This window comes from Caballeronia glathei (assembly GCF_000698595.1).
Lineage (GTDB): Bacteria > Pseudomonadota > Gammaproteobacteria > Burkholderiales > Burkholderiaceae > Caballeronia > Caballeronia glathei.
The window spans coordinates 1-22,461 of sequence record NZ_JFHC01000018.1 but is presented as its reverse complement, the minus strand read 5'-3'; the positions used below and the strand labels follow the sequence as shown (position 1 = coordinate 22,461).

General features: G+C 67.1%; 19 protein-coding genes and 3 riboswitches. Of the genes, 12 read left to right on the top strand and 7 right to left on the bottom strand.

The window, feature by feature from the left end; all coding sequences use genetic code 11:
* Positions 1–25 precede the first annotated feature (25 nt).
* From BG61_RS13625 to BG61_RS13615, 3 genes are all read left to right on the top strand, one after another.
* Positions 26–3,223, top strand: coding sequence for an efflux RND transporter permease subunit (locus tag BG61_RS13625; protein ID WP_035932686.1), 3,198 nt, complete (start codon positions 26–28; stop codon positions 3,221–3,223).
* 8 nt (positions 3,224–3,231) lie between these two features.
* The gene (locus tag BG61_RS13620) at positions 3,232–4,761 is read left to right on the top strand and encodes an efflux transporter outer membrane subunit (RefSeq protein ID WP_035932971.1); all 1,530 of its coding nucleotides are present in this window, start codon (positions 3,232–3,234) and stop codon (positions 4,759–4,761) included.
* A gap of 971 nt (positions 4,762–5,732) precedes the next feature.
* Positions 5,733–5,951: a hypothetical protein gene (locus tag BG61_RS13615; protein WP_035932677.1), complete on the top strand. Its 219-nt coding sequence runs from the start codon at positions 5,733–5,735 to the stop codon at positions 5,949–5,951.
* On the opposite strand, the gene ppk2 is transcribed toward BG61_RS13615, so the two are convergent.
* Positions 5,948–6,844 (bottom strand): polyphosphate kinase 2, encoded by an 897-nt coding sequence (gene ppk2 / locus BG61_RS13610; protein WP_035932669.1) that lies wholly within the window; start codon positions 6,842–6,844, stop codon positions 5,948–5,950. The genes BG61_RS13615 and ppk2 overlap by 4 nt on opposite strands.
* Before the next feature lie 173 nt (positions 6,845–7,017).
* On the opposite strand from ppk2, the gene BG61_RS13605 reads away from it, so the two are divergent.
* The 3 genes from BG61_RS13605 (at position 7,018) to BG61_RS13595 (ending at position 9,174) form a co-directional block, all read left to right on the top strand.
* Entirely contained in the window at positions 7,018–7,797 is a 780-nt protein-coding gene (locus BG61_RS13605) for a DUF1223 domain-containing protein (protein WP_035932659.1), read from the top strand.
* Positions 7,798–7,877: 80 nt separating this feature from the next.
* Positions 7,878–8,816, top strand: a complete 939-nt coding sequence (gene lhpI, locus BG61_RS13600; RefSeq protein WP_035932653.1) for a bifunctional Delta(1)-pyrroline-2-carboxylate/Delta(1)-piperideine-2-carboxylate reductase — start codon at positions 7,878–7,880, stop codon at positions 8,814–8,816.
* 67 nt (positions 8,817–8,883) lie between these two features.
* The gene (locus BG61_RS13595) at positions 8,884–9,174 is read left to right on the top strand and encodes a hypothetical protein (RefSeq protein WP_232256173.1); all 291 of its coding nucleotides are present in this window, start codon (positions 8,884–8,886) and stop codon (positions 9,172–9,174) included.
* A gap of 59 nt (positions 9,175–9,233) precedes the next feature.
* On the opposite strand, the gene BG61_RS13590 is transcribed toward BG61_RS13595, so the two are convergent.
* Positions 9,234–9,815, bottom strand: a complete 582-nt coding sequence (locus tag BG61_RS13590) for a histidine phosphatase family protein (RefSeq protein WP_035932645.1) — start codon at positions 9,813–9,815, stop codon at positions 9,234–9,236.
* A gap of 39 nt (positions 9,816–9,854) precedes the next feature.
* A riboswitch (cobalamin riboswitch) is annotated at positions 9,855–9,980 on the top strand.
* A 30-nt stretch (positions 9,981–10,010) separates the two neighbouring features.
* Between BG61_RS13590 and BG61_RS13585 the strand changes: the two genes are divergently transcribed.
* Both BG61_RS13585 and BG61_RS13580 read left to right on the top strand, forming a co-directional pair.
* A complete protein-coding gene (locus tag BG61_RS13585; RefSeq protein WP_035932640.1) occupies positions 10,011–10,247 on the top strand; it encodes a CbtB domain-containing protein in 237 nt (78 codons plus the stop codon).
* 9 nt (positions 10,248–10,256) lie between these two features.
* Entirely contained in the window at positions 10,257–11,066 is an 810-nt protein-coding gene (locus BG61_RS13580) for a CbtA family protein (RefSeq protein WP_035932632.1), read from the top strand.
* A 58-nt stretch (positions 11,067–11,124) separates the two neighbouring features.
* Here the strand turns inward: BG61_RS13580 and BG61_RS13575 are convergent, their stop codons facing one another.
* From BG61_RS13575 to cobA, 5 genes are read right to left on the bottom strand one after another with little or no spacing between them, the layout of a single operon-like run.
* Complete coding sequence (locus tag BG61_RS13575) at positions 11,125–11,367, bottom strand: DUF1289 domain-containing protein (protein WP_075584160.1); 243 nt, start codon at positions 11,365–11,367, stop codon at positions 11,125–11,127.
* Complete coding sequence (locus BG61_RS13570; RefSeq protein WP_035932621.1) at positions 11,364–12,662, bottom strand: cobyrinic acid a,c-diamide synthase CobB; 1,299 nt, start codon at positions 12,660–12,662, stop codon at positions 11,364–11,366. The genes BG61_RS13575 and BG61_RS13570 overlap by 4 nt, the downstream gene beginning before the upstream one ends.
* A gap of 4 nt (positions 12,663–12,666) precedes the next feature.
* On the bottom strand, positions 12,667–13,269 hold the full coding sequence (cobO, locus tag BG61_RS13565) for a cob(I)yrinic acid a,c-diamide adenosyltransferase (protein ID WP_035932612.1): 603 nt from the start codon (positions 13,267–13,269) through the stop codon (positions 12,667–12,669).
* Complete coding sequence (locus BG61_RS13560) at positions 13,266–13,676, bottom strand: cobalamin biosynthesis protein (protein ID WP_035932604.1); 411 nt, start codon at positions 13,674–13,676, stop codon at positions 13,266–13,268. The genes cobO and BG61_RS13560 overlap by 4 nt, the downstream gene beginning before the upstream one ends.
* Positions 13,673–14,440 carry a uroporphyrinogen-III C-methyltransferase gene (cobA, locus tag BG61_RS13555; RefSeq protein ID WP_035932598.1) on the bottom strand — a complete coding sequence of 256 codons (768 nt, stop codon included), beginning with the start codon at positions 14,438–14,440 and terminating at the stop codon, positions 13,673–13,675. The genes BG61_RS13560 and cobA overlap by 4 nt, the downstream gene beginning before the upstream one ends.
* Before the next feature lie 207 nt (positions 14,441–14,647).
* Positions 14,648–14,862, bottom strand: a riboswitch (cobalamin riboswitch).
* A gap of 87 nt (positions 14,863–14,949) precedes the next feature.
* Positions 14,950–15,216, top strand: a riboswitch (cobalamin riboswitch).
* 107 nt (positions 15,217–15,323) lie between these two features.
* On the opposite strand from cobA, the gene cobW reads away from it, so the two are divergent.
* The 4 genes from cobW to BG61_RS13535 all read left to right on the top strand — a co-directional run bounded on the left by cobW (position 15,324) and on the right by BG61_RS13535 (position 21,894).
* Positions 15,324–16,412, top strand: a complete 1,089-nt coding sequence (gene cobW, locus BG61_RS13550; protein WP_035932594.1) for a cobalamin biosynthesis protein CobW — start codon at positions 15,324–15,326, stop codon at positions 16,410–16,412.
* A gap of 4 nt (positions 16,413–16,416) precedes the next feature.
* Positions 16,417–20,190 carry a cobaltochelatase subunit CobN gene (gene cobN / locus BG61_RS13545; protein WP_035932587.1) on the top strand — a complete coding sequence of 1,258 codons (3,774 nt, stop codon included), beginning with the start codon at positions 16,417–16,419 and terminating at the stop codon, positions 20,188–20,190.
* 10 nt (positions 20,191–20,200) lie between these two features.
* Positions 20,201–21,226, top strand: coding sequence for a magnesium chelatase ATPase subunit I (locus BG61_RS13540; protein WP_035932580.1), 1,026 nt, complete (start codon positions 20,201–20,203; stop codon positions 21,224–21,226).
* Between the two features lie 152 nt (positions 21,227–21,378).
* A complete protein-coding gene (locus BG61_RS13535; protein WP_338152272.1) occupies positions 21,379–21,894 on the top strand; it encodes a vWA domain-containing protein in 516 nt (171 codons plus the stop codon).
* Positions 21,895–22,461: the final 567 nt, after the last annotated feature.

The window sequence follows — 22,461 nt, the reverse complement described above, 5'->3', positions numbered from 1 at the left end:
GGCGCTTCAGCAAAAAGAACCCGATATGAACATATCCAAATTCTTCATCGACCGCCCGATCTTCGCGGGCGTGCTATCGGTGGTGGTGCTGCTCGCGGGCGTGATCGCGATGTTCAACCTGCCGATCTCCGAGTACCCGGAAGTGGTGCCGCCGTCGGTCGTCGTGCACGCGCAGTATCCGGGTGCGAACCCGAAGGTGATCGCCGAGACGGTGGCTTCGCCCCTGGAAGAGCAGATCAACGGCGTGGAGAACATGCTGTACATGCAGTCGCAGGCAAACAGCGACGGCAACCTGAACCTGACCGTGACGTTCAAGCTCGGCACCGACCCGGACAAGGCGCAGCAGCTCGTGCAGAACCGCGTGTCGCAGGCGCTGCCGCGTCTGCCGGAGGACGTGACGCGGCTCGGCGTGACGACGATCAAGTCGTCGCCGACGGTGACGATGGTCGTCCACCTGAACTCGCCGAACGGCCGCTACGAGATGACGTATCTGCGCAACTACGCGCTCATCAACGTGAAGGACCGGCTCGAGCGGATCAACGGCGTGGGCGAGGTGCAGCTGTGGGGCTCGGGCGACTACGCGATGCGCGTGTGGCTCGATCCGCAGAAGGTCGCCGAGCGCGGCATGACCGCGACGGACGTCATCAACGCGATCCGCGAGCAGAACGTGCAGGTCGCAGCCGGCGTGATCGGCTCGTCGCCATCGCTGCCGAACGTGCCGATCCAGCTGAACGTGAACGCGCAGGGCCGGCTGCAGTCCGAGTCCGAATTCCGCAACATCGTGCTGAAGACTTCGCCCGACGGCGCGGTCACCTATCTGCACGACGTGGGCCGCGTCGAGCTGGCCGCGTCGGAATACGGCCTGCGCTCGCTCCTCGACAACAAGTCGGCGGTCGCGATCGTCATCAACCAGCAGCCGGGCGCGAATTCGCTGCAGATCTCCGAACAGGTCCGCCAGACCATGAAGGAGCTGAAGGCCGACATGCCGCCGGGCGTCGAGTACCAGATCGTCTACGACCCGACGCAGTTCGTGCGCTCCAGTATCGAGGCGGTGATCCACACGCTGATCGAAGCGATCGCGCTGGTGGTGCTCGTCGTGATCGTGTTCCTGCAGACCTGGCGCGCGTCGATCATTCCGCTTCTGGCGGTGCCGGTGTCGATCATCGGGACGTTCTCGCTTCTGCTCGCGTTCGGCTTCTCGATCAATGCGCTGTCGCTGTTCGGGATGGTGCTCGCCATCGGGATCGTGGTGGACGATGCGATCGTGGTGGTGGAGAACGTGGAGCGCAACATCGAGGCGGGGCTGTCGGCGCGTGAAGCGACCTATCAGGCGATGCGCGAGGTGAGCGGACCAATTATCGCGATCGCGCTCACGCTCGTCGCCGTGTTCGTGCCGCTCGCGTTCATGTCGGGCCTGACCGGCCAGTTCTACAAGCAGTTCGCGATGACGATCGCCATCTCGACCGTGATCTCGGCCTTCAACTCGCTGACCTTGTCGCCCGCGCTCGCCGCGATGCTGCTCAAGGGCCACGACGAGCCGAAGGACTGGCTCACGCGTGCGATGGACCGCGTGTTCGGCGGCTTCTTCAAGCGCTTCAACAAGGTGTTCCACCGCGGCTCGGAGGCGTATGGCCGCGGCGTGACGGGCGTGATCAGCCGCAAGGCGGTGATGATGGTCCTCTACGGGGTGCTGCTCGCCGGCGCGGTGCTGATGGGCAAGGTCGTGCCGGGCGGCTTCGTGCCCGCGCAGGACAAGGAGTACCTGATCAGCTTCGCGCAGTTGCCCAACGGCGCATCGCTCGATCGCACCGAGCAGGTGATCCGCGAGATGACGGACATTGCGCGCAAGCAGCCGGGCGTGGAGAGCGCGGTGGAATTTCCGGGCCTCTCGGTGAACGGCTTCACCAATTCGTCGAGCGCGGGCATCGTGTTCGTGACGCTCAAGCCGTTCCACGACCGCAAGACCAAGGAGACGTCGGCGGGCGCGATTGCCGCCGCGCTGAACCAGAAGTATGCGGCGATCAAGGGCTCGTTCATCGCCGTGTTCCCGCCCCCGCCGGTGCTCGGCCTGGGCACGCTCGGCGGCTTCAAGATGCAGCTGGAGGATCGTGGCGCGCTCGGCTATGAGGCGCTCAACAACGCGACGCAGGCGTTCATCAAGCGCGCGGCGCAGACGCCCGAACTCGGGCCGACGTTCTCGAGCTACCAGATCAACGTGCCGCAGCTGAACGTCGATCTGGACCGCGTGAAGGCGAAGCAACTGGGCGTCTCGGTGACGGATGTGTTCAACACGATGCAGGTGTACCTCGGCTCGCTGTACGTGAACGACTTCAACAAGTTCGGCCGCGTGTATCAGGTGCGGGTGCAGGCTGACGCGCCGTTCCGCGCGACCGCTGAAGACATCGGCCTGTTGAAGACGCGCAACGCCAACGGCGAGATGGTGCCGCTGTCGTCGCTCGTGAAGGTCACGCCGACGTACGGTCCGGAGATGGTGGTCCGCTACAACGGCTACACCGCCGCCGACATCAACGGCGGGCCGGCGCCGGGCTATTCGTCGGGGCAGGCGCAGGAAGCGGCCGAGCGCATCGCCGAGGAAGTGCTGCCGCGCGGGATCAAGTTCGAATGGACCGACCTCACGTATCAGCAGATCCTCGCGGGCAACGCGGCGCTCTGGATCTTCCCGATCAGCGTGCTGCTCGTGTTCCTCGTGCTCGCTGCCATGTACGAAAGCCTGACGCTGCCGTTCGCGATCATCATGATCGTGCCGATGAGCCTCTTGTCCGCGCTGGTGGGCGTGTGGCTCACCGGCGGCGACAACAACATCTTCACGCAGATCGGGCTGATGGTGCTGGTGGGGCTTTCGGCGAAGAACGCGATCCTGATCGTGGAGTTCGCCCGCGAGCTGGAAATGCAGGGACGCTCGATCGTGCAGGCCGCGATCGAGGCGAGCCGCCTGCGTCTGCGCCCGATCCTGATGACGTCGATCGCGTTCATCATGGGTGTGGTGCCGCTCGTGCTGTCTTCGGGTGCGGGCTCGGAGATGCGCCACGCGATGGGTATCGCGGTGTTCTTCGGCATGCTCGGCGTGACGCTCTTCGGCCTGATGCTGACGCCCGTCTTCTACGTGATCCTGCGCAAGCTGGCGCGCACGGAGCACATCACGGACAAGCACGGCACGCATCCGCAGATGCGCGGGATCAATGCTTCGTACGAAGCACAATGAGGGAAATGATGAACAAGTCGTTATTAAAACGATGGATGGGCTTGTCGGGCCTCGTGGCCTCGATGCTGGTGGTCGCGGGCTGCTCGCTCGCGCCGACGTACGAGAAGCCCGACGTGGGCGCGCCGGCGGCTTTCAAGGAAACGCCGGCGCACACGACGGACGCGGCCGACACGATCTCGCCCGCTGAAGCGGGCACGTGGAAGACGGCGCAGCCTTCGGAGGAAGTGATGCGCGGCGAGTGGTGGACGATCTTCGACGACGCGGCGCTCAACGACCTCGAAAAACAGGCCGCCGACGCGAACCAGAACCTGAAGGCCGCGGCCGCGCGCGTGAAGGAAGCGCGGGCGATCAACCAGACGGCGCGGGCGGGTCTTTTCCCGACCCTCGATGCGGGCTTCGGCCCGACGCGCGAGAAGCTGTCTGCTGCGTCGCAGTTTCAGCCGGACGGCACCGACATTCCGTCGCAGACCTTGTGGCGCGCGCAGGCGAGCGTGTCGTATGAAGTGGACCTGTTCGGCCGCGTAGCCAACACCGTGAACGCCGCGCAGGCCGACACGCAGCAGTCCGAGGCGCTCTTCCGCTCGGTGCAGCTCGCGCTGCAGGCGGACGTCGCGCAGAACTACTTCAACCTGCGCGAGCTCGACGGCGAGTTGCAGGTGTTCGACCGCACGGTAACGCTGCGCGAAGAGGCGCTCAAGCTGGTGCAGCGGCGTTTCGACGAAGGCGAAGTCAGCGAGCTTGACGTGGCGCAGGCGAAGTCCGAGCTCGCCACGGCGCGTTCCGACTCGATGACGGTGCAGCGCCTGCGCGCTTCGTCCGAGCACAGTCTCGCGGTGCTGCTCGGCAAGGCGCCGGCGCAGTTCTCGATGGCTGCGAATCCGCTCAAGCCGGTGACGCTGCGGGTTCCGCCGGGGCTGCCGTCGTCGCTGCTCGAGCGGCGCCCGGACATCGCCGCCGCCGAACGCGCGATGGCTGCCGCGAACGCGCGCATTGGCGTGGCGAAGGCGGCGTTCTTCCCGTCGCTCACGCTGACGGGCTCGGGCGGTTTCGAGTCGGAGACGCTCGGCGACCTGTTCCAGTGGTCGAGCCGTACGTTCCTGCTCGGGCCGTTCCTCGGCACGGCGCTGTCGATGCCGATTTTCGACGGTGGCCGCCGCAAGGGCAATCTCGCGAACGCTCGTGCGATTTACGAGGAAGACGTCGCGAATTACCGGCAGCAGGTGCTTGTCGCGTTCAGGGAAGTCGAGGACAACCTTGCCAGCCTGCGCATTCTGGAGACCCAGACCGCGACGCAGGCCGAAGCGGTCAGTGCATCGAGCCGCGCGGCGCAGTTGTCGCGCACTCAGTACACCGAGGGGCAGGTCAATTATCTTGATGTCATCGATGCCGAGCGGACCGTGCTTCAGTCGCAGCGCGCGGCCGTGCAGCTTGCGGGCACGCAGGCGGTATCGACGGTGAACTTGATTCGCGCGCTCGGCGGGGGGTGGGGAGAGGCCATTCCCACGCCGGTGGCGGACCCGGCTATTGCGCAGCGATAGGTTAGCTTTTGGGCGCGGGGGTGTTCGGGGGTTGCTAACACCGTCTGATGCGCCTGCGCTCCTGTGAAACTTGCTTTGATATTGGTTTATAAGCTTCGCCCCTGTGCGGGGCGGCAGTCACTTTCTTTGCTGCTGCAAAGAAAGTAACCAAAGAAAGCAGCTATGGGGTAAGCGGTGTTAGGACGTGGCCACGTTTGGTTCATTCAGAGTGGCTCGACCGTGGGAGTGGCCACCTCGGTATGTTGAGGAGATAGGTACGCGGACCCACTGCGTCGTCGCGCCGCTCAACGAAGTGGTAAGGCAGTCATTCATCCGTCTGGGCACTACGTGCCCGACGTAAGGTTTGCAAGGCGGTAAGACACGCACTGGGACGTGACGAAGCGCCTCATGCGCAATCGGCGCGGAGCGCCTTGCTACTCACGGCCGAAAAGCGAAGCGATTGGTTGTAGTGGACCTTGCGTCGGAGCGAAGCGAGGACGGATGAATGATGGCCTTACCACTCCGTTAGAGGGTGCGAGGACGCGGTGGGTCCGCGTACCTATGCGCTCAACGTACAGAGGTGGACACTCCGGCGGTCGGGCCACTCTGCAACACTCAAACGTGGTCACGTCCTAAGACCGCTGACCTAATAGCTGCTTTCTTTGGTTACTTTCTTTGCAGCAGCAAAGAAAGTGACTGCCGCCCCGCACAGGGGCGAAGCTAATAGACCGATAAGAAAGCAAGTTTCACAGAAGCCGAAGCGCATCAGACGGTTCAAAAAACACCAACCCCAAGCGCCAGCGACCGACCCTGTACCACGAACACCGCAAATTTCACAAAAGCACGCACGTACCAAACGGTTGAACCCCACCCCAAGCGCCAGCGAAAAACGCTTCGATTATTCATGTTCGAGAACATATGTCTTCGCGCGCAGCGTCTTTATCGGGGGACTTCCGTTCCGTAGAATTTCACTATCGGATAGGGAGCCTGCGATGAGAGCCTTAATTGAACGACAACTCTACCAGCCAGCCGTCGTGCTGCCGCTGCTGCTGCTCATGCGGCTGATGGTGACGCTCGATTTCAATCTCGCGCAGGTCACGTTCGTGATGGTCGTGAAAGGCTCGCAGCACGTGTTCCGGGCAGTTGTGCGGCAGCGGGGCGCGAATCTTCTGACAAGACACGCCTGCCGCCACTGCTGCGCCGGCAACTAATACACCTCAGGCACGATGATGCTTCCGGGCACCGGCTGCCGCGAATAATCCTTGTTGTACACCCGCGCAGGCAAGTCTATCGCCGGATGCTCGATCTCGTGATACGGCACCTGGCTCAGCAGATGATGCATGCAATTGAGCCGCGCACGCTTCTTGTCCACCGCCTGAACCACCCACCACGGCGCCTCCGGAATATGCGAGCGCTGCAGCATGACTTCCTTCGCCACCGTATAGGCCTCCCAGCGGCGGCGGCTCTCCAGGTCCATCGGACTCAGCTTCCACTGCTTGAGCGGATCCTGAATGCGCGCCTGGAACCGCACTTCCTGTTCGTCGTCGGTGATCGAGAACCAGTATTTGATGATCTGGATGCCGCTTCGCACCAGCATCTTCTCGAACTCCGGCACCGAGCGGAAAAACTCCTCGTATTCCTCGTCGGTGCAGAAATTCATCACGCGCTCGACGCCCGCGCGGTTGTACCAGCTGCGATCGAACAGCACGATTTCCCCGCCCGCCGGCAGATGCGTCACATAGCGCTGGAAATACCACTGCGTGCGCTCGCGATTGTTCGGCGCGGGCAGCGCCGCCACCCGGCACACGCGCGGATTCAGGCGCTGCGTGATGCGCTTGATCGCGCCGCCCTTGCCCGCGGCGTCGCGCCCCTCGAAGATCACGACGAGCCGGTGGCCCGTCGTCACCACCCAGTCCTGGAGCTTGACGAGTTCGCCCTGCAGCCGGAACAGCTCGCGGAAATACATCTTGCGCAGCGCGCGGTCCTCGTCGGTAAACGTGCCTTCCCCGTCGAGCATGCGGTCGTCGAGTTCCATCTCCAGCTCTTCGTCATAGCTGTCGATCAGTTCCGCTTCGAAGCGGCGTTGCTTGTCCTGGGAAATCATGAGGGCACTCCGTTGGCGATGTGGCGCATGGTGCGCGGTACGGCGCGGTCGGCCGATTATCCCCGTCGCTGGTGGCAGAAGTGTGACGTGACACTCTTTTCACGTGACCATTGTAATTTCGACGGCGCCCGCGCGACAAAGCCATATCCTGTTTTAATTGCCGGAGTGTTTCGATGCACATTGCCCTGATCCGCTGTCTCGCCGGCGCGTTCGCCGCCGCAACCGCCTGGCCGGCGCTCGCCGCGGCATGCACCGCGACGAGCCCGCCGCACCGCGTGGCGCTCGTCGAACTCTATACGAGCGAGGGCTGCAACAGCTGTCCGCCCGCCGACCGGTGGTTGAGCCAGTTCGACCGCGCGCGCAAGAGCGACGCGGCCGTGCCGCTTGCGCTGCATGTCGACTACTGGGACAGCCTCGGCTGGAAGGACCGCTTCGCGCAGCCCGTGTTCACCGGGCGCCAGCAGCGGCTCAGTTCGCAGGGCGGCTCGCACGTCGTGTACACGCCGGAAGTGTTCGTCGGCGGGCGCGAGCTGCGGGGCTGGTCGGATGCGGCGAGCGTCGACGAGCGCATCAAGCAGATGAATGCGCAGGCGCCGCTCGCCGATATCCGCATCGACACGCGCCCGGGTACGGCAGGCAAATTCGCCTTCGACGCCGCGTTCACCGCGCACCCGACGCTGCCCGAAGGCGCCGTGGCTTACGCGGCAGTCGTCGAAAGCGGGCTCGAGAGTCAGGTGAAGGCGGGCGAGAACGAGGGCGCGCTGCTGCATCACGACCGCGTCGTGCGGCGCTGGATCGGGCCGGTGCGCATCGTCGGAGGGCGCGCGGCGGTGACGGGCGACTATGCGCCGCAGGCCGGGGAGAAAGGGCGCTATAGCGTCGTCGCGTTCGTGGAGAATCCGGCGACGGGCGAAGTCCTGCAGGTGGCGGAAGTGTCGTCGTGCGGTTCCTGAGGCGTAGCGGCAGGCGCTACGTGCTGCAAGGCTGCCGGTAGAATGACGCGCTCGACTCCACCAACGAAGGCGATCGAACGATGACCGACCCGCGGCGCACCGCCATCCCAAGTTTCGACGAGCGCGACACAGCGCGCCTCCTGCCCTATGACCGCCTCGTAGCGATGCTCGAGTCGACGATGCTCGACTACGCGGACGGAAAGATCGTGAGCCCCGAGCGCATGGTCGTGCCGCTCGCGCAGGGCGCCGTGATGCTCTCGATGCCCGCGAGCGCCGCCGATCTCGCCATGCACAAGCTCGTCAACGTGTGCCCGCGCAACGGCGCGCTCGGCCTGCCGACGATCCACGGCCAGGTCACGGCCTTCGATGCCGCGACGGGCGTCCCGCAGTTCATGCTCGACGGCCCGAGCGTCACGGGGCGCCGTACCGCGGCCGTGACGATGCTCGGCATCCGAAGCCTGCTTGGGCTCGCGCCCGCCGAGGTGCTCGTGATCGGCACGGGCAAGCAGGCCATTTGCCACGTCGAGGCGCTGGCGAGCCTCTTTCCCGGCGCGCAGATCCGCGTGCTCGGCTCGAAGCCCGGGCGCGCAGAGGCGTTCTGCGCGGCGCACGGCGCGCTGTCGCCGAAGCTCGCGGCGCTTCCCGACGACGCCATCCCCGCTTCGATCGACGTCGTCATCACCACGACCACCAGCAAGACGCCGGTCTATTCGCTCGCGCCGCAGACGGGGCGGCTCGTGATCGGCGTGGGCGCGTTCACGCCGGACGCGGCGGAGATCGCCGCCCCCACCGTGCTTGCGAGCGATGTATTCGTCGACGATCCGGCGGGCGCGCGCCACGAGGCAGGCGACCTGATTCTGGCGGGGATCGACTGGAGCAGCGTGCAGCCGCTCGCGAGCGCGCTGCGCAAGACGGCGCGCATCACGCGGCCGGTCGTGCTGAAGACGGTCGGCTGCGCTGCGTGGGATCTCGCGGCGTGCCGCGTCGCGCGGGAGGTTTTGTCGGAGGAAACGGCGTGAACATGACGCCGCCGTGCCTGGAATGGTCCTTGCTCCCTTCGAGCCCGTGAGTTTTTCGGACCAGATCATGAATAGTCGACAAGACATTCAGCGGGCACAGCAACAGGGCCCTTCGTGGGACGTCGCGCCGGGCAGCAACGCTCAGGGCGCGACGCCGCCCGCAGCATATTTTATTTCCGTGCTCGAGCTTGCCACGGGCGAGAAGCTCGGTAACGACGAGCGCCTGCGCGCCGTCGCGATGCTCGAGTCGCATTTCGGCGCGGGCCGGCCTCGCACGCTGAAGGAGGCGGTGCGCATCTGCGCCGCCGCCATCGATTCCTCGACCTTGCAGCGCATGGCGCGCGGCGCGAAGGCGTAGCGAATTGCGCGCAACCCCGGCGATTCTTTCACTCGCCGGGTAAAAAGCGCGCGCATCGCTCAGGCTGTCGCGCGCACGCGCAGACGCCAGCGCGCCTGCTCCTGCCCGGTTTCCCGCGTGAGCACGAGGGCGGAGAGCGGTTCGAAATCCATCGCATGGACCGACGCGAGCGGCGCGTTCAGCACGCCCGCGAGCGCCGCCTTGACGACGATCGCATGCGTGACGATTACGCACCGGCCCGCCTGAGCCTGACGATCGAGGCCCGCCATCACGCGCCCGACGAGCGCCGCGAGGCTTTCTCCGTTACGCGGCGCGCCGCCCGCGCCGTCCAGCCACGCCAGCAGTCCTTCCGGGTCTTCGTCGTAGACGTCGCGGATCGCACGGCCTTGCCAGCGTCCGTAATCGAGATCATCGAACAACGCGTCGATCGCGGGATTCGCCTCGAACGCCGCCGCCGTCTCGCGCGCCGCGCGCGCCGGACTCGTTACGACGCGCCGTTCTGCCGTCCCCAAACGCCCGGCGAGCGTCGCCAGTGCGGCGGCCTCGCCGGGGTCGACCGGGTCGTCGGCCGACGGAAACCGGCCGGTCTTCATTGCGCGGGTGGCGGCATGGCACAGCAGGGTTACGTCGGCGCGGGTCAAGTGAATGTCCTCGATTGCTTTACTTTGTCGGCGTTCATCTTAGAATGGCAAGCTTGCAGTGCGAGGAAGCCGGTGTAAACCCGGCACGGTCGCGCCACTGTGAGCGGTGTCCCGACCCTTGTCGTCATCCGCGAGTCAGACCCCCGCTGCAGCCTTCCTTCATCTAACGGGACGCGTGTTTCCCTGGAGACTCACATGATCGCCAACGCCGCACCGGTCCACGCCGCTGCTTCAAGTCTGCCCGCAAACGATGCGCCGGTGCCCATTCCGGTGCGTGAAGTGCTGCCCTGGGCCGTTTTCGTCGGACTGCTACTGCTGATCGCGATTTATTTCGTGAGCGCGGAGCAGGGCGCGACAGCGGTCTTCCCGGGCATGTACGTCCACGAGTTCGTGCACGACGGCCGCCATCTGCTCGGCTTTCCCTGCCACTGAGGGCGCGCCATGATTCGTCAACTGCTGATACGCGGCATGATCGCGGGGCTGGTCGCGGGCCTCGTCGGTTTTGGCTTTGCGAGGACGTTCGGCGAGCCGTCCGTCGCGCGCGCAATTGCGTTCGAGTCGCAGCACGAGCATGAAGCGGCGGCGCCGCACGACCATGCCGCTGCAACCGCACAACCGCACGACGACGCCGCGAGCACCCAGTCCCACAGCCACGGCCACGGTGACGACGAGGAACTCGTGAGCCGCGGCACGCAGGCGGGGCTCGGCCTGCTGACGGGCGTCGCGGTGTTCGGCACGGCGCTCGGCGGCCTCTTTTCGCTCGTGTTCGCATTCGCCTACGGGCGGATGGGCGCCTTGCGCGCACGGGGGACGTCGGCGCTGCTCGCGCTCGTCGGCTTCGTGAGCGTCGCGGTCGTGCCGTTCATCAAATATCCGCCGAATCCGCCGGCGGTCGGCGATCCCGAAACGATCGGGCCGCGCACGGCACTTTTCTTCGGCATGATCGCGGTGTCGATCGTGGCGGCGGTGCTCGCCGTGCGCCTTCAGCGCCGGCTTCAGCCGCGGCACGGCAACTGGAACGCGACGCTCGTCGCGGGCGCGGCCTACGTGGTCGTGATCGCGCTGGTCCAGTTCGCGCTGCCTGCCGTCGACGAAGTGCCCGCGGAATTCTCCGCGTCGCTGCTGTGGGATTTTCGCGTGGCGGCGCTCGGCATTCAGGCGCTGATCTGGGCGACGCTCGGGCTCGTGTTCGGCGCCCTCGCGGCGCGCGAGCTGGAGCGGGTGCCGCTGCGGCGGGCGGCGGCGGCCTGAAGGGTCACTCGACGCTCCCTCTGGAGCCCGCCTGAGCGGGCTCTCCCGGCGCCCGCGCTCAGGCGCCTCGCTCTGCCATCCTCTGCGCGAGCACATCGAACAGCGCGATCTTGCGGGCATCGTCCATGGTCTTCCAGGCCCTGATCTCCTCGCGGTTCCTGAAGCACCCCTCGCAGAATCCCGTCGCCTGATCGAGGCGGCATACGTTCGTGCAGGGCGAGCCGACCGGCTCCTGCGATTTCGCACGTTCGATCGTGAACGCAAGTTCTAGCGGCGCTGCTTCGGTATTCGTTGTCGTCATAGCGGTTCGCCGCGAAAGAGCGCGGCGGCTGCGGCCGGATTCGACGGCCAGTAAGTGTGCATGTAGGTCGCGGTGACCGGACCGTGCCGGTAGACCGCTTCGCCCGCGGCACCCGTCGTCGCGTGGGTCGCGGTGACGATCGGCTGCATCGGGGTCGTGATCGTCGAATAGTGGAACGTGTGGCCGGTGCTCATGCCGTGCGACGTGTCGATGCGCTGCATCGCGAGCCGCGCGAGCCGCGCCTGCATCACGGCGTCGCCGGGAAGCAGCCCGAGCATCGGGTGTTTCGTGCCGTCGGTCGTGGTCAGCGAATCGAGCAGGTACAGCATGCCGCCGCATTCCGCGACGACGGCGCCCCCGCGCGCGACGTGCGCGCGGATCGACGCGTTCGTCCGTGCCCCGTTCGCGAGCGTCCCCGCGTGCAGTTCGGGATAGCCGCCGGGCAGGTAGAGCACATCGGCGTCGTGCGCGGCCGGTTCGTCGGCGAGCGGGGAGAACGTGCTGATCGTCGCGCCCAGCGCTTCGAGCAGATCGATGTTCGCCGGATAGATGAACGAAAACGCGGCGTCGCGCGCCATCGCGATGTGTATGCCTTCCAGCAGGCGCGGCGGGCTCGCGACCGGCTGGTCCTCGAACGGCACCGCGGGCGGAAGCTCGCGCAGCGCGGTTTCGCCGATCGCGTCGGCGGCACGGTTCAGGCGTGCGTCGAGGTCCGCGATCTCGTCCGGCTGCGTGAGTCCGAGATGGCGGTCGGGGAGCGCGAAATCGTCCGCCTTCGGCAGGTGGCCGCAATAGCGCAGCCCCTCGGGAATCGCCTCGGCGAGCATCTGCGCATGACGCGCCGACGCCACGCGGTTTGCCAGCACGCCATGGAACGGCAGCCCGGGGCGAAAGTGCGCGAGCCCGAACGCCAATGCGCCGAACGTCTGCGCCATGCCGTGCGCGCCGATCACGGCGAGCACCGGCACGCCGAACGCGGCGGCGAGATCGGCGCTGCTCGGCGTGCCGTCGAAGAGACCCATCACGCCTTCGATCAGGATCAGGTCGGCATCGCGCGCGGCGTCGGCGAGGAGGGCGCGGCATGCGTCGGCGCCCACCATCCACAGATGCAGCGAGTACACCGGCGACCCGGACGCGCGCTCGAGAATCATCGGATCGAGAAAATCGGGCCCGGTCTTGAACACGCGCACGCGCCGCCCGAGCCGCGCGTGATGCCGCGCGAGCGCGGCGGTCACCGTCGTCTTTCCCTGATGCGAGGCGGGGGCGCTGATGAAGAGTGCAGGGCAGGCGCGCATCGGCTCAGAACTCGACGCCGCGCTGCGCCTTCACGCCCTGCTCGCGATACGGGTGTTTCACGAGCCGCATCTCGGTGACGAGGTCGGCGGCTTCGATCAGCGCATCGGGCGCGTGGCGCCCGGTCACGACCACGTGCAGCGACGCGGGCCGCGCGTTCAGCACGGCGAGCACTTCGTCGAGCGGCAGATACTCGTACTTGAGCACGGTGTTCAGTTCGTCGAGCACGACCATCTGGTACTCGCCGCTTTCGATCATCCTGCGCGCCGCGTCCCAGCCCTTGCGCGCGGTGGCGATATCGGCCTCGCGGTTCTGCGTGTTCCAGGTGTAGCCGTCGCCCATCGTGATGAAGTCGCAGTTGGCGACCGCGCCCAGGAAATCGCGCTCGGACGTATGCAGCGCGCCCTTGATGAACTGCACGACGCCGAGCTTCATGCCGTGCCCGAGCACGCGCACGGCCATGCCGAAGGCGGCTGTCGTCTTGCCCTTGCCGTTGCCGGTGTTGACGATCAGGAGGCCCTTTTCGTGATCGGCCGCGGCCTGCTTTTTCTCGTGGCCTTCCTTGCGTCGCTGCGTCATGCGCAGATGGGATTCGGGATCGGTTTTCATGCGTGGTCCGTCGGGGTTGAATAAGGAGGGCGGTCGGCGGCGATAGCGACGGTCACGTCGCCCGCGACCGTCTTCGGCACGACGATGCGCCCGTCATGCGACGCGAGGAGCGCGCACGGCTCGCACACCGCGCCGACGCCGAGATGCCGCTGCACGGGCCCGTCGCGCGGGGCGGCGACATCCGCGATGCGCGCGGCGGAGTAGAACTGAAGCGGCAGGCCGTGGCGCGCGCAGAAGCCGGCGAGCGCCGCTTCGTCCGACTTGCTGTCGATGCTGGCGACCGCGCGCACGTGAGCGAGCGCGCGCGTGCCGAGCGCGGCGCGCACGGCGGCCTCGATCGCCTCGACGCTCACGCCGCGCCGGCAGCCGATGCCGAGCGTCAACGGCTCGAAGGACGCCGCCGTCATGGCGCGCCGAAGGCGAAATCGAGAGAACTCGCCACGCCGAGCGCCGCGACCGAGCCGATCACGACGATCGCGGGCGCGCCGAGCGACGCGGCCTTCACAGCGTCCGGCAAGCGGGCGAGCGGCGCGCGCAGATGCCGCTCGCCGGGGCGTGTCGCGGCTTCGATGGCGGCGGCGGGCGTCTCTGGATCGAGTCCGGCGGCGAGAAGCGCCGCGACGATCGCGGCGAGCCGCCGCATGCCCATGTACACGACGATCGTCATGTTGGTGGCGACGAGCGCTGCCCAGTCCGGCTCGCGGTTGCCCGTGTCGCAGCTCGCGCCGTGGCCGGTGACGAACACCACGCCCATCGCATGGTCGCGGTGTGTGACGGGAATGCCCACCGCCGCCGGCGCCGCGATACCCGCCGTGATGCCGCTCACCACGCCGACGGCAATGCCTTCCGCGTTGAGCGCCTGCACTTCCTCGCCGCCGCGCCCGAACACGAACGGATCGCCGCCCTTTAGCCGCACGACGCGCCGCCCCGCCTGCACGTGCGCGAGCATGAGTTCGAAGATGACGGGCTGCGGTGTCGACGGCTGGCCGCCGCGCTTGCCGACATAGGTGATGAGCGCGTCGCTGCGCGCGAACTTGAGCACGTCCGGATTGACGAGGTCGTCGACGAGCACGACGTCCGCCTCCGACAGGATGCGCACGGCCTTGAGCGTCATCAGCTCGACGTCGCCCGGGCCCGCGCCGATCAGGTGGACCTGCGGCTGCGCGCTCATGCGGGCGCTCCGCATGGTCCGCACACGTGCGCGCGGGCGGGAGAGCGGATGCGAGCGGCGCTCCCGCGGGCGGGAGAGGCCTGGCGAGCGCGCCGGATGATTGGATTCATGTGATGCGAATGTGATGCGCATGCTTGATGCGCGGCGCCGCGAAACCGTCCCTCGCAGAACGCGGCGTTCGGCGAAACCGGCATGAAGCGCACGCGCGGCTCGCCACTTGCGCTGGCCGGTATCCGGGCTTGCGACCCCACCGCGTCCGCCTTCCCGCCGATCCCGCCGCGCAGTGGCCCTGAACGAAATGCGCGGCTTTCGTGGAAAGCCGCCGGTCGCGTACCGTTGCGGGGACAGCACAGGTTGGCACTGTCGTGCTCCCTGTTTCCCGTTTGACTGCGCACGCTCGGACAAGCGCGTGCGCGAGCACCAGACGCGCGCCAACGATATCACAGGACAGGCGCCCGAAGTTGCCCGGCAAGGCGCGCCGTTCCTTGACGCTCGTGCGGGCGCGGCCTAGACTTGCTCGCAGTTTTGGTGCCCGCGCACGGTCGTCTCCCGTGCGCAGTTAAACGGGAAGCAGGAAGCGGCCGGTCCGACCGGGCCGCCGCCAACCTGCGCTGCCCCCGCAACGGTAAGCGAAGGCCGCTCGAATGAGCGGCAAAGCCGGCTTCGGTGTCTGTGCGACGCGCACGGGCATTGCTCCACTGCGCCGCATCATGCGCGCGGGAAGGTGAAGCGGCGTTTTCGTCAGCCCGGATACCGGCCAGACTATCGAGGGATCGCCGTCGCGGGGATGCGGCGCGCGATCATGACTTCATACGCTTTCCGGATTGCGCGCGACGCCCGTCACATGCATCGGCGAAAGCAGGCAACACCACACGGAGCAACGATGCACACGCGCAAAATCCCGGTGACGGTCGTGACCGGCTTCCTCGGCAGCGGCAAGACCACGCTGATGCGGCACATCCTGTCCAACGCGAACGGTCTGCGCATTGCGGTGATCGTCAACGAGTTCGGCGAGCTCGGCATCGACGGCGAAATCCTGAAAGGCTGCGGCATCGGCTGCGACGACGAGGCGGCTTCCGGCGGGCGCAACCTGTACGAACTCGCGAACGGGTGCCTCTGCTGCACCGTGCAGGAAGAGTTCTACCCGGTGATGGAGCAGCTCGTCGAGCGGCGCGGGCAGATCGACCATGTGCTGATCGAAACGTCGGGGCTCGCGCTGCCCAAGCCGCTCGTGCAGGCGTTCAACTGGCCGTCCATCAAGAACGCGTTCACGGTCGATGCGGTCGTGACGGTCGTCGACGGGCCGGCCGCCGCAAGCGGCCAGTTCGCGGCGAACCCGCAGGCCGTCGACGCGCAGCGCCGCGCCGATCCGAATCTCGATCACGAATCGCCGCTGCACGAGCTGTTCGAAGACCAGCTGGCGTCGGCGGACCTCGTCATTCTGAACAAGACCGATCTGGTGGATGAAGCTCAGCAGGCCGCGGTCGAAGCGCTGATCCGCGCCGAAGTCCCGGCCGGGGTGAAGATCGTGCCCGCGCAGAACGGACAGCTCGACCTGCATGCGCTGCTCGGCCTGCAGTCGGCCTCGGAGGAGACGATCCATTTGCGGCACGACCATCATGGTTCCGCCGACGACGAAGGCCACGTCGACCATCATCACGACGACTTCGATTCGGTCGTCGTAGAGGCGCAGGTCGAGTCGCGCGAGCAGATCGTCGCCGCGCTTCAGGTGCTCGTGCGGGGCCACACGATCTATCGCGTGAAGGGTTTCGCCGCGCTGCCGGGCGCGCCGATGCGCCTCGTCGTGCAGGGCGTCGGGCAGCGTTTCGACAGCTACTTCGATCGCCGCTGGCAGCCGGGGGAAGCGGCGAGCCGCTTCGTGCTGATCGGCGAGGACCTCGATCAGCCCGCGCTGCAACAGGCGCTGTCGGCCGCGCTCGCGGGCGTGGCCGCGTCCACCGCGCAGGCGTAGCGCCATGCATCTTCTGCGCACGACGCCCGGTGGCTTCGTCGACGACGCGGCGGGCGTCATGCGCATCGAGCAGACGCCCGCGCCGATCGTCGTGCTGAGTTCCGCCGACACGACGCTTTCGCTGCTCGCGAGCGTGTACCCGAGGCTCGAAGCAGGCTTTCCGGCGGTGCGGCTCGCGAACCAGTCGTTTCTGCGGCAGCCGGCGTCGGTGGACTTCTATGTCGATGACGTGCTGCGCCACGCGCGCGTCGTGATCGTCGATCATCTCGGCGGCGAGTCGTACTGGCCTTACGGCATCGAGCAGATCGTGGCGCTCGCGCGGCGCGGGAAGCAGACGCTCGTGATGTTTTCCGGCGACCTGCAGGAAGACCCGAACCTCATCGCAAAGAGCACGGCGGACCCGGCGCTCTGCCACGAACTGTGGCGCTACCTGCGTGAAGGCGGCGCGCAGAACGCCGAGGAATTCCTGCGGTGCATCGCCCATCACGCGTTCGGCTGGGGACGCGAGGCGCGCGCGCCGAGTCCGCTGCCCGCTGTCGCGCTCTATCATCCGGCGCGCGAAGTCGCGACCATCGACGACTGGCGCTCGCGCTGGAAGGAGGGGGCGCCCGTCGTCGCGATCCTGTTCTATCGCGCGCACCTGCAGTCGGGCAATACCGCGGTGTTCGACGCGCTCATCGATGCGCTCGAGGAAGAGGGGCTCAATCCGCTGCCGGTCGCGATGTCGTCGCTCAAGGACGCCGTGAGCCGCGAAGTCGTGCAGCAGCTGTGCGCGGACCATGCGGTCTCGCTTGTGCTCAACACGACCGCGTTCGCGGCCGGCGTGATCGACGATCCCGCGCCGTTCGAGCTCGCGGGCGACGCGCCCGTGCTGCAGGTCATCCTGAGCGGCGGCAACCGCGAGGACTGGGAGAAGGACAACCACGGCCTGAATTCGCGCGACGTCGCGATGCATGTGGCGCTGCCCGAAGTGGACGGCCGCATCATCACGCGCGCGGTCAGCTTCAAGGGCCTCGCGTATCGCTGCGAGCACACGCAGGTCGATGTCGTGCGCTATCGGCCCGATGACGAGCGCGTGCGCTTCGTTGCTGAACTGAGCCGGCGCTGGTGCCGCCTGCGATCCGCCGGCAACGCGGGGAAGCGCGTTGCGCTGATCCTCGCGAACTATCCGATGAGCGAAGGGCGCATCGGCAACGGCGTGGGACTGGATACGCCCGCATCGGTGGTCAACATTCTGTCGATGATGAAGCGCGAGGGCTATCGCGTCGACAGCGTGCCCGCCGACGGCGACGCGCTGATGCAGGCGCTGACCGCGGGCGTGACGAACGACCCGGTCGTGCGCGACCTGCGCCCCGCGCTGCAAAGTCTCGCACTCGACGATTACCTCGACGCCTTCCGCAAGCTGCCCGCGCGCGCGCAGCAGGAACTCGACGCGCGCTGGGGACCGCCCGAACTCGATCCCACGGTTCGGCGCGGGCGCTTCATGATCGCGGGCTGGCGCAGCGGCGAGGTGTTCGTCGGCATTCAGCCGGCGCGCTCGCGCGAGCGCGGCGACTATGCGAGCTATCACGACGCGGAACTGGTGCCGCCGCATTCGTATCTCGCGTTCTACTTCTGGCTGCGCCTGCGCTTTGGCGCCGATGCGATCGTTCATGTCGGCAAGCACGGCAATCTCGAATGGCTGCCGGGCAAGAGCGTCGCGCTCTCCGATTCCTGCTGGCCCGACATGACACTCGGGCCCATGCCGCACCTGTATCCGTTCATCGTCAACGATCCGGGCGAGGGCAGCCAGGCGAAGCGGCGCGCGCAGGCGGTGATCATCGACCACCTGATGCCGCCCCTCACGCGCGCCGAGAACTACGGCCCGCTGCAGGACCTGGAGCGGCAGGTCGACGAATACTACGAGGCGCTGATGGTCGATCCGCGCCGCGCGAAGCTCCTGCGCAAGACAATCCTTGCGGGCATCGTCGAGCACCGGCTGCACGAGGAACTGGGCGTCGCCGCGCCGAAGGACGCCGGCAGCGAGGACGCGCTCCTCACACGCGCCGACGCCTATCTGTGCGAGCTGAAAGAAGCGCAGATCCGCGACGGCCTGCATACGTTCGGCACGTCGCCGCAGGGCGTGCAGCGGCGCGACACGCTGCTTGCGCTCGGCCGCTTTCCGGTCGGCGATGCGCGCGGGGCGAACGCGAGCCTCATCACCGCGCTCGCCCGCGATCTGCAACTCGGTGACGCGTTCGATCCGCTCGATTCGGACTGGGCCGCACCGTGGGCCGGTCCGCGTCCGGCCGCGCTGCAGGATGTATCGGATGCGCCGTGGCGCCATCATGGCGACACGCGCGAGCGGCTGGAACTGCTCGCGGCCGCACTGCTCCAGTCGCACGACGCGAACGCGTGGCCCGCGGCCGCGCCGGTGCTCGAGCGCCTCTGCGGCGATCTGCTCGCACGTCTCGACGCCTGCGGTCCGGAAGAACTCACGCAGCTTCGGCGCGGCCTGGAAGGGCGCTTCGTGCCGCCGGGCCCGAGCGGATCGCCGTCGCGCGGGCGGCCCGACGTGCTGCCCACCGGGCGCAACTTCTATTCCGTCGACACGCGCGCGCTGCCCACGCAGGCTGCCTGGGCGATCGGCCTCAAGTCGGCCAACCTGCTGGTCGAGCGCCATCTTCAGGATCATGGCGACTATCCGCGCGCCGTGGGCCTGTCGGTGTGGGGCACGGCCACGATGCGCACCGGCGGCGACGACATCGCGCAGGCCCTCGCGCTGATGGGCGTGCGCCCGAAGTGGGCGGCGGGCAGCCATCGCGTGACCGATTTCGAGATCCTGCCGGTCACGATCTTCAACCGTCCGCGCATCGACGTGACGCTGCGCGTGTCGGGCTTCTTCCGCGATGCCTTCGCGAACCTCATGCATCTCTTCGATGCCGCCGTGCAGGCCGTCGCCGAACTCGACGACGAACCCGAGGACCTGAACCCGATCCGCGCGCGCATCCTGCGTGAGCGCGATGCGCACATCGTGCGCGGGCTCGATGCGAAGGAGGCGCGGCGGCGCGCGGGCTGGCGTGTTTTCAGCACGAAGCCGGGCGCGTACGGCGCGGGCCTGCAGGAACTCATCGACGCGAAGCAATGGCAGGACGACGCCGACCTCTCGCGCGCATATCAGAGCACGGGCGGCTACGCCTATTCGCAGGGCGGCGACGGCATCGATGCGCGCGAGGTCTTCGGCGAGCGTCTTGCGGGCATCGACGTCGTCGTGCAGAACCAGGACAACCGCGAGCACGACCTGCTCGATTCCAACGACTATCACCAGTTCCAGGGCGGCATGGTCGCGGCGGTGCGGCATCTGTCGGGCGGGCAGCCGCGCGCCTACAACGCCGATCACAGCAATCCCGCGGCGCCGCGCATTCGCACGCTCAACGAGGAGATCGCGCGCGTGATCCGCTCGCGCGTGGTGAATCCGAAATGGATCGACGGCGTGAAGCGGCACGGCTACAAGGGAGCGTCCGAGCTGGCCGCGACGGTCGATTACCTCTTTGGTTACGATGCGACGGCGCGCGTCGTGTCGGATCATCAATATGCGCTCGTCACCGATGCCTACGTGAACGACGCCGATACCCGCGCCTTCATGCAGCGCCACAATCCGCATGCGCTGCATTCGATCTGCGAGCGGCTCGTCGAAGCGATGCAGCGCGGCTTGTGGCAGGAGCCGGGCGACTATCGGGCGCAAGTCGAACATCATCTGCTTGCCGCCGAACAGCAACTCGAAGACCAACGAACCTGATCTATCCGCCATGTCTCCTGTATTCCCCACGTTTCCGTTCACCGCGCTCATCGGCCAGGCGCCGCTGCAGCAGGCGCTGCTGCTCGCGGCAGTCGATCCCGCGCTTGGCGGCGTGCTCGTGTCGGGTCCGCGCGGCACGGCCAAATCGACCGCCGCGCGCGCGCTGGCCGAGCTGCTGCCCGAAGGGCACCTCGTCACGCTGCCGCTCGGCGCGAGCGAGGAGCAGCTGATCGGCACGCTCGATATCGAAAGCGCGCTGCGCGACGGCGGCGTGAAGTTTTCTCCGGGCCTGATCGCAAAGGCGCATCGCGGCGTGCTCTACGTGGACGAGGTGAATCTCCTGCCCAATCCGCTCGTCGATCAGTTGCTCGACGTTGCCGCGAGCGGCGTGAACATCGTCGAGCGCGACGGCATTTCGCACCGGCACGAGGCGCGCTTCGTGCTGATCGGCACGATGAATCCCGAAGAGGGCGAACTGCGTCCGCAACTGCTCGACCGCTTCGGGCTCGCGGTCGAGCTCGACAATTGCTTCGATGCGGGCGCGCGCCAGAAGATCGTGAAGGCACGCCTTGCCTTCGACGCTGATCCGCAGGCGTTTCGCGAACGGCATGCGGGCGCGCAGGCGGCGCTCGCGCGGCGCATCCACGAAGCGCGCGGCGCGCTGGCGCACCTCGAATTCGACGACGCCGTGCATGCGCGCGTGAGCGAACTGTGCATCGCGGCGCACGTGGACGGATTGCGCGCGGATCTCGTGATGCTGCGCGCGGCGCGTGCGCTTGCGGCATTCGATGCGGCGAGGGCGGTGGACGTGGCGCATGTGGAGCGCGTCGCCGACGCGGTGCTGAAGCATCGGCGGCGCGAGCAGGACGCGCAGTATTCGTCACGCGGGGCGCCCGCGACGCACGCGACGCAGCAGGACAGGGCGCGGCCGTCGCCGCAGGAAGCCAACGATTCCGACTGGGGCTATCTTCCGCCGGAGCCCGTCGGGACGGCGGCGGTCAAGAACGTGAGGCCGCTCCAGCCAAAAAAATCCTGAGCCATCGAAGGCCCGAGGCGAATGCCGAGGCGGGCCGCCTTCGATGGCTCGAACAGTGGTCGGCCGGACGTACGGGGGCGCGCGAGGGAAGCGAGAGCCGTTCCGTCGACTGGCCGGGGACGTTGCGTGCGAAGCGCCATGCGCGTCTCGACGTGGCGCATTTGCGGTTTCGCCGCAAGCGTGGGGAGGGTGTTGCGCTGCATTGCTTCGTGCTGGACTGCTCGGGGTCGATGCTTGCCGGCGAGCGGCTTGCCACGGCGAAGGGGTTGCTGGTTGCGCTGTTCGACCGCGCCTATCGTGACCGTTCGGAGGTTGCGCTGGTGTGTTTCGGCGGTGGCGAGGCGCATGTGCGGCGACAGCCGGGTGCAGCACACTGGTGGAACGCGCGCTGGGTCGAACCGATTGGCGGCGGAGGCGGCACGCCGCTCGCGCTCGGCGTGCGTACTGCGGAGAACGTGCTCGCGAGGGCGGCGCGGCGCAGGCCCGCGCAGGAGCGCTGGCTCTGGCTGCTCACGGACGGACGCAGCGGGGAGGCGGCATCGCGGCCGTTCGACGCGGATCATATCGTCGTGGTGGATTTTGATGACGCTCGCGTCAAGGTGGGGCGCTGTGCAGCGCTGGCTATTGGGTGGGGCGCGCGATATTGCACCGTTGCCGAGCTTGTTTAGTGGTGTATTGCATTGCCGCTCGCGCTTGGGGCTGGTGTTTGTTGAACCGTCTGATGCGCCTGCGCTCCTATGAAACTTGCATTGTTATTGGTTTATTAGCTTGGCCCCTGTGCGGGGCGGCAGTCACTTTCTTTGCTGCTGCAAAGAAAGTGACCAAAGAAAGCAGCTATTAGGTCAGCGGTGTTAGGACGTGACCACGTTTGAGTGTTGCAGAGTGGCCCGACCGTAGGAGTGTCCATCTCTGTATGTTGAGCGGATAGGTACGCGGACCCACTGCGTCGTCGCGCCGCTCAACGAAGTGGTAAGGCAGTCATTCATCCGTCTGGGCACTGCGTGCCCGACGAAGGGTGAATCAGGTGGTACGGTAAGTTCATCGCGAGGCGAAGTGTCTCGGGTACGCGTAGCAAACAGGAAGCGAAGCGATCGGTTGCAGCAAACCTTGCGTCCGAGCGTAGCGAGGATGGAGGTATGACTGCCTTACCACTTGTTTTAACGGCGCGACTACGCAGTGGGTCCGCGTACCAAGCGCGGTGACGTCATGAGGGCGACACTCCCACGGTCGGGCCA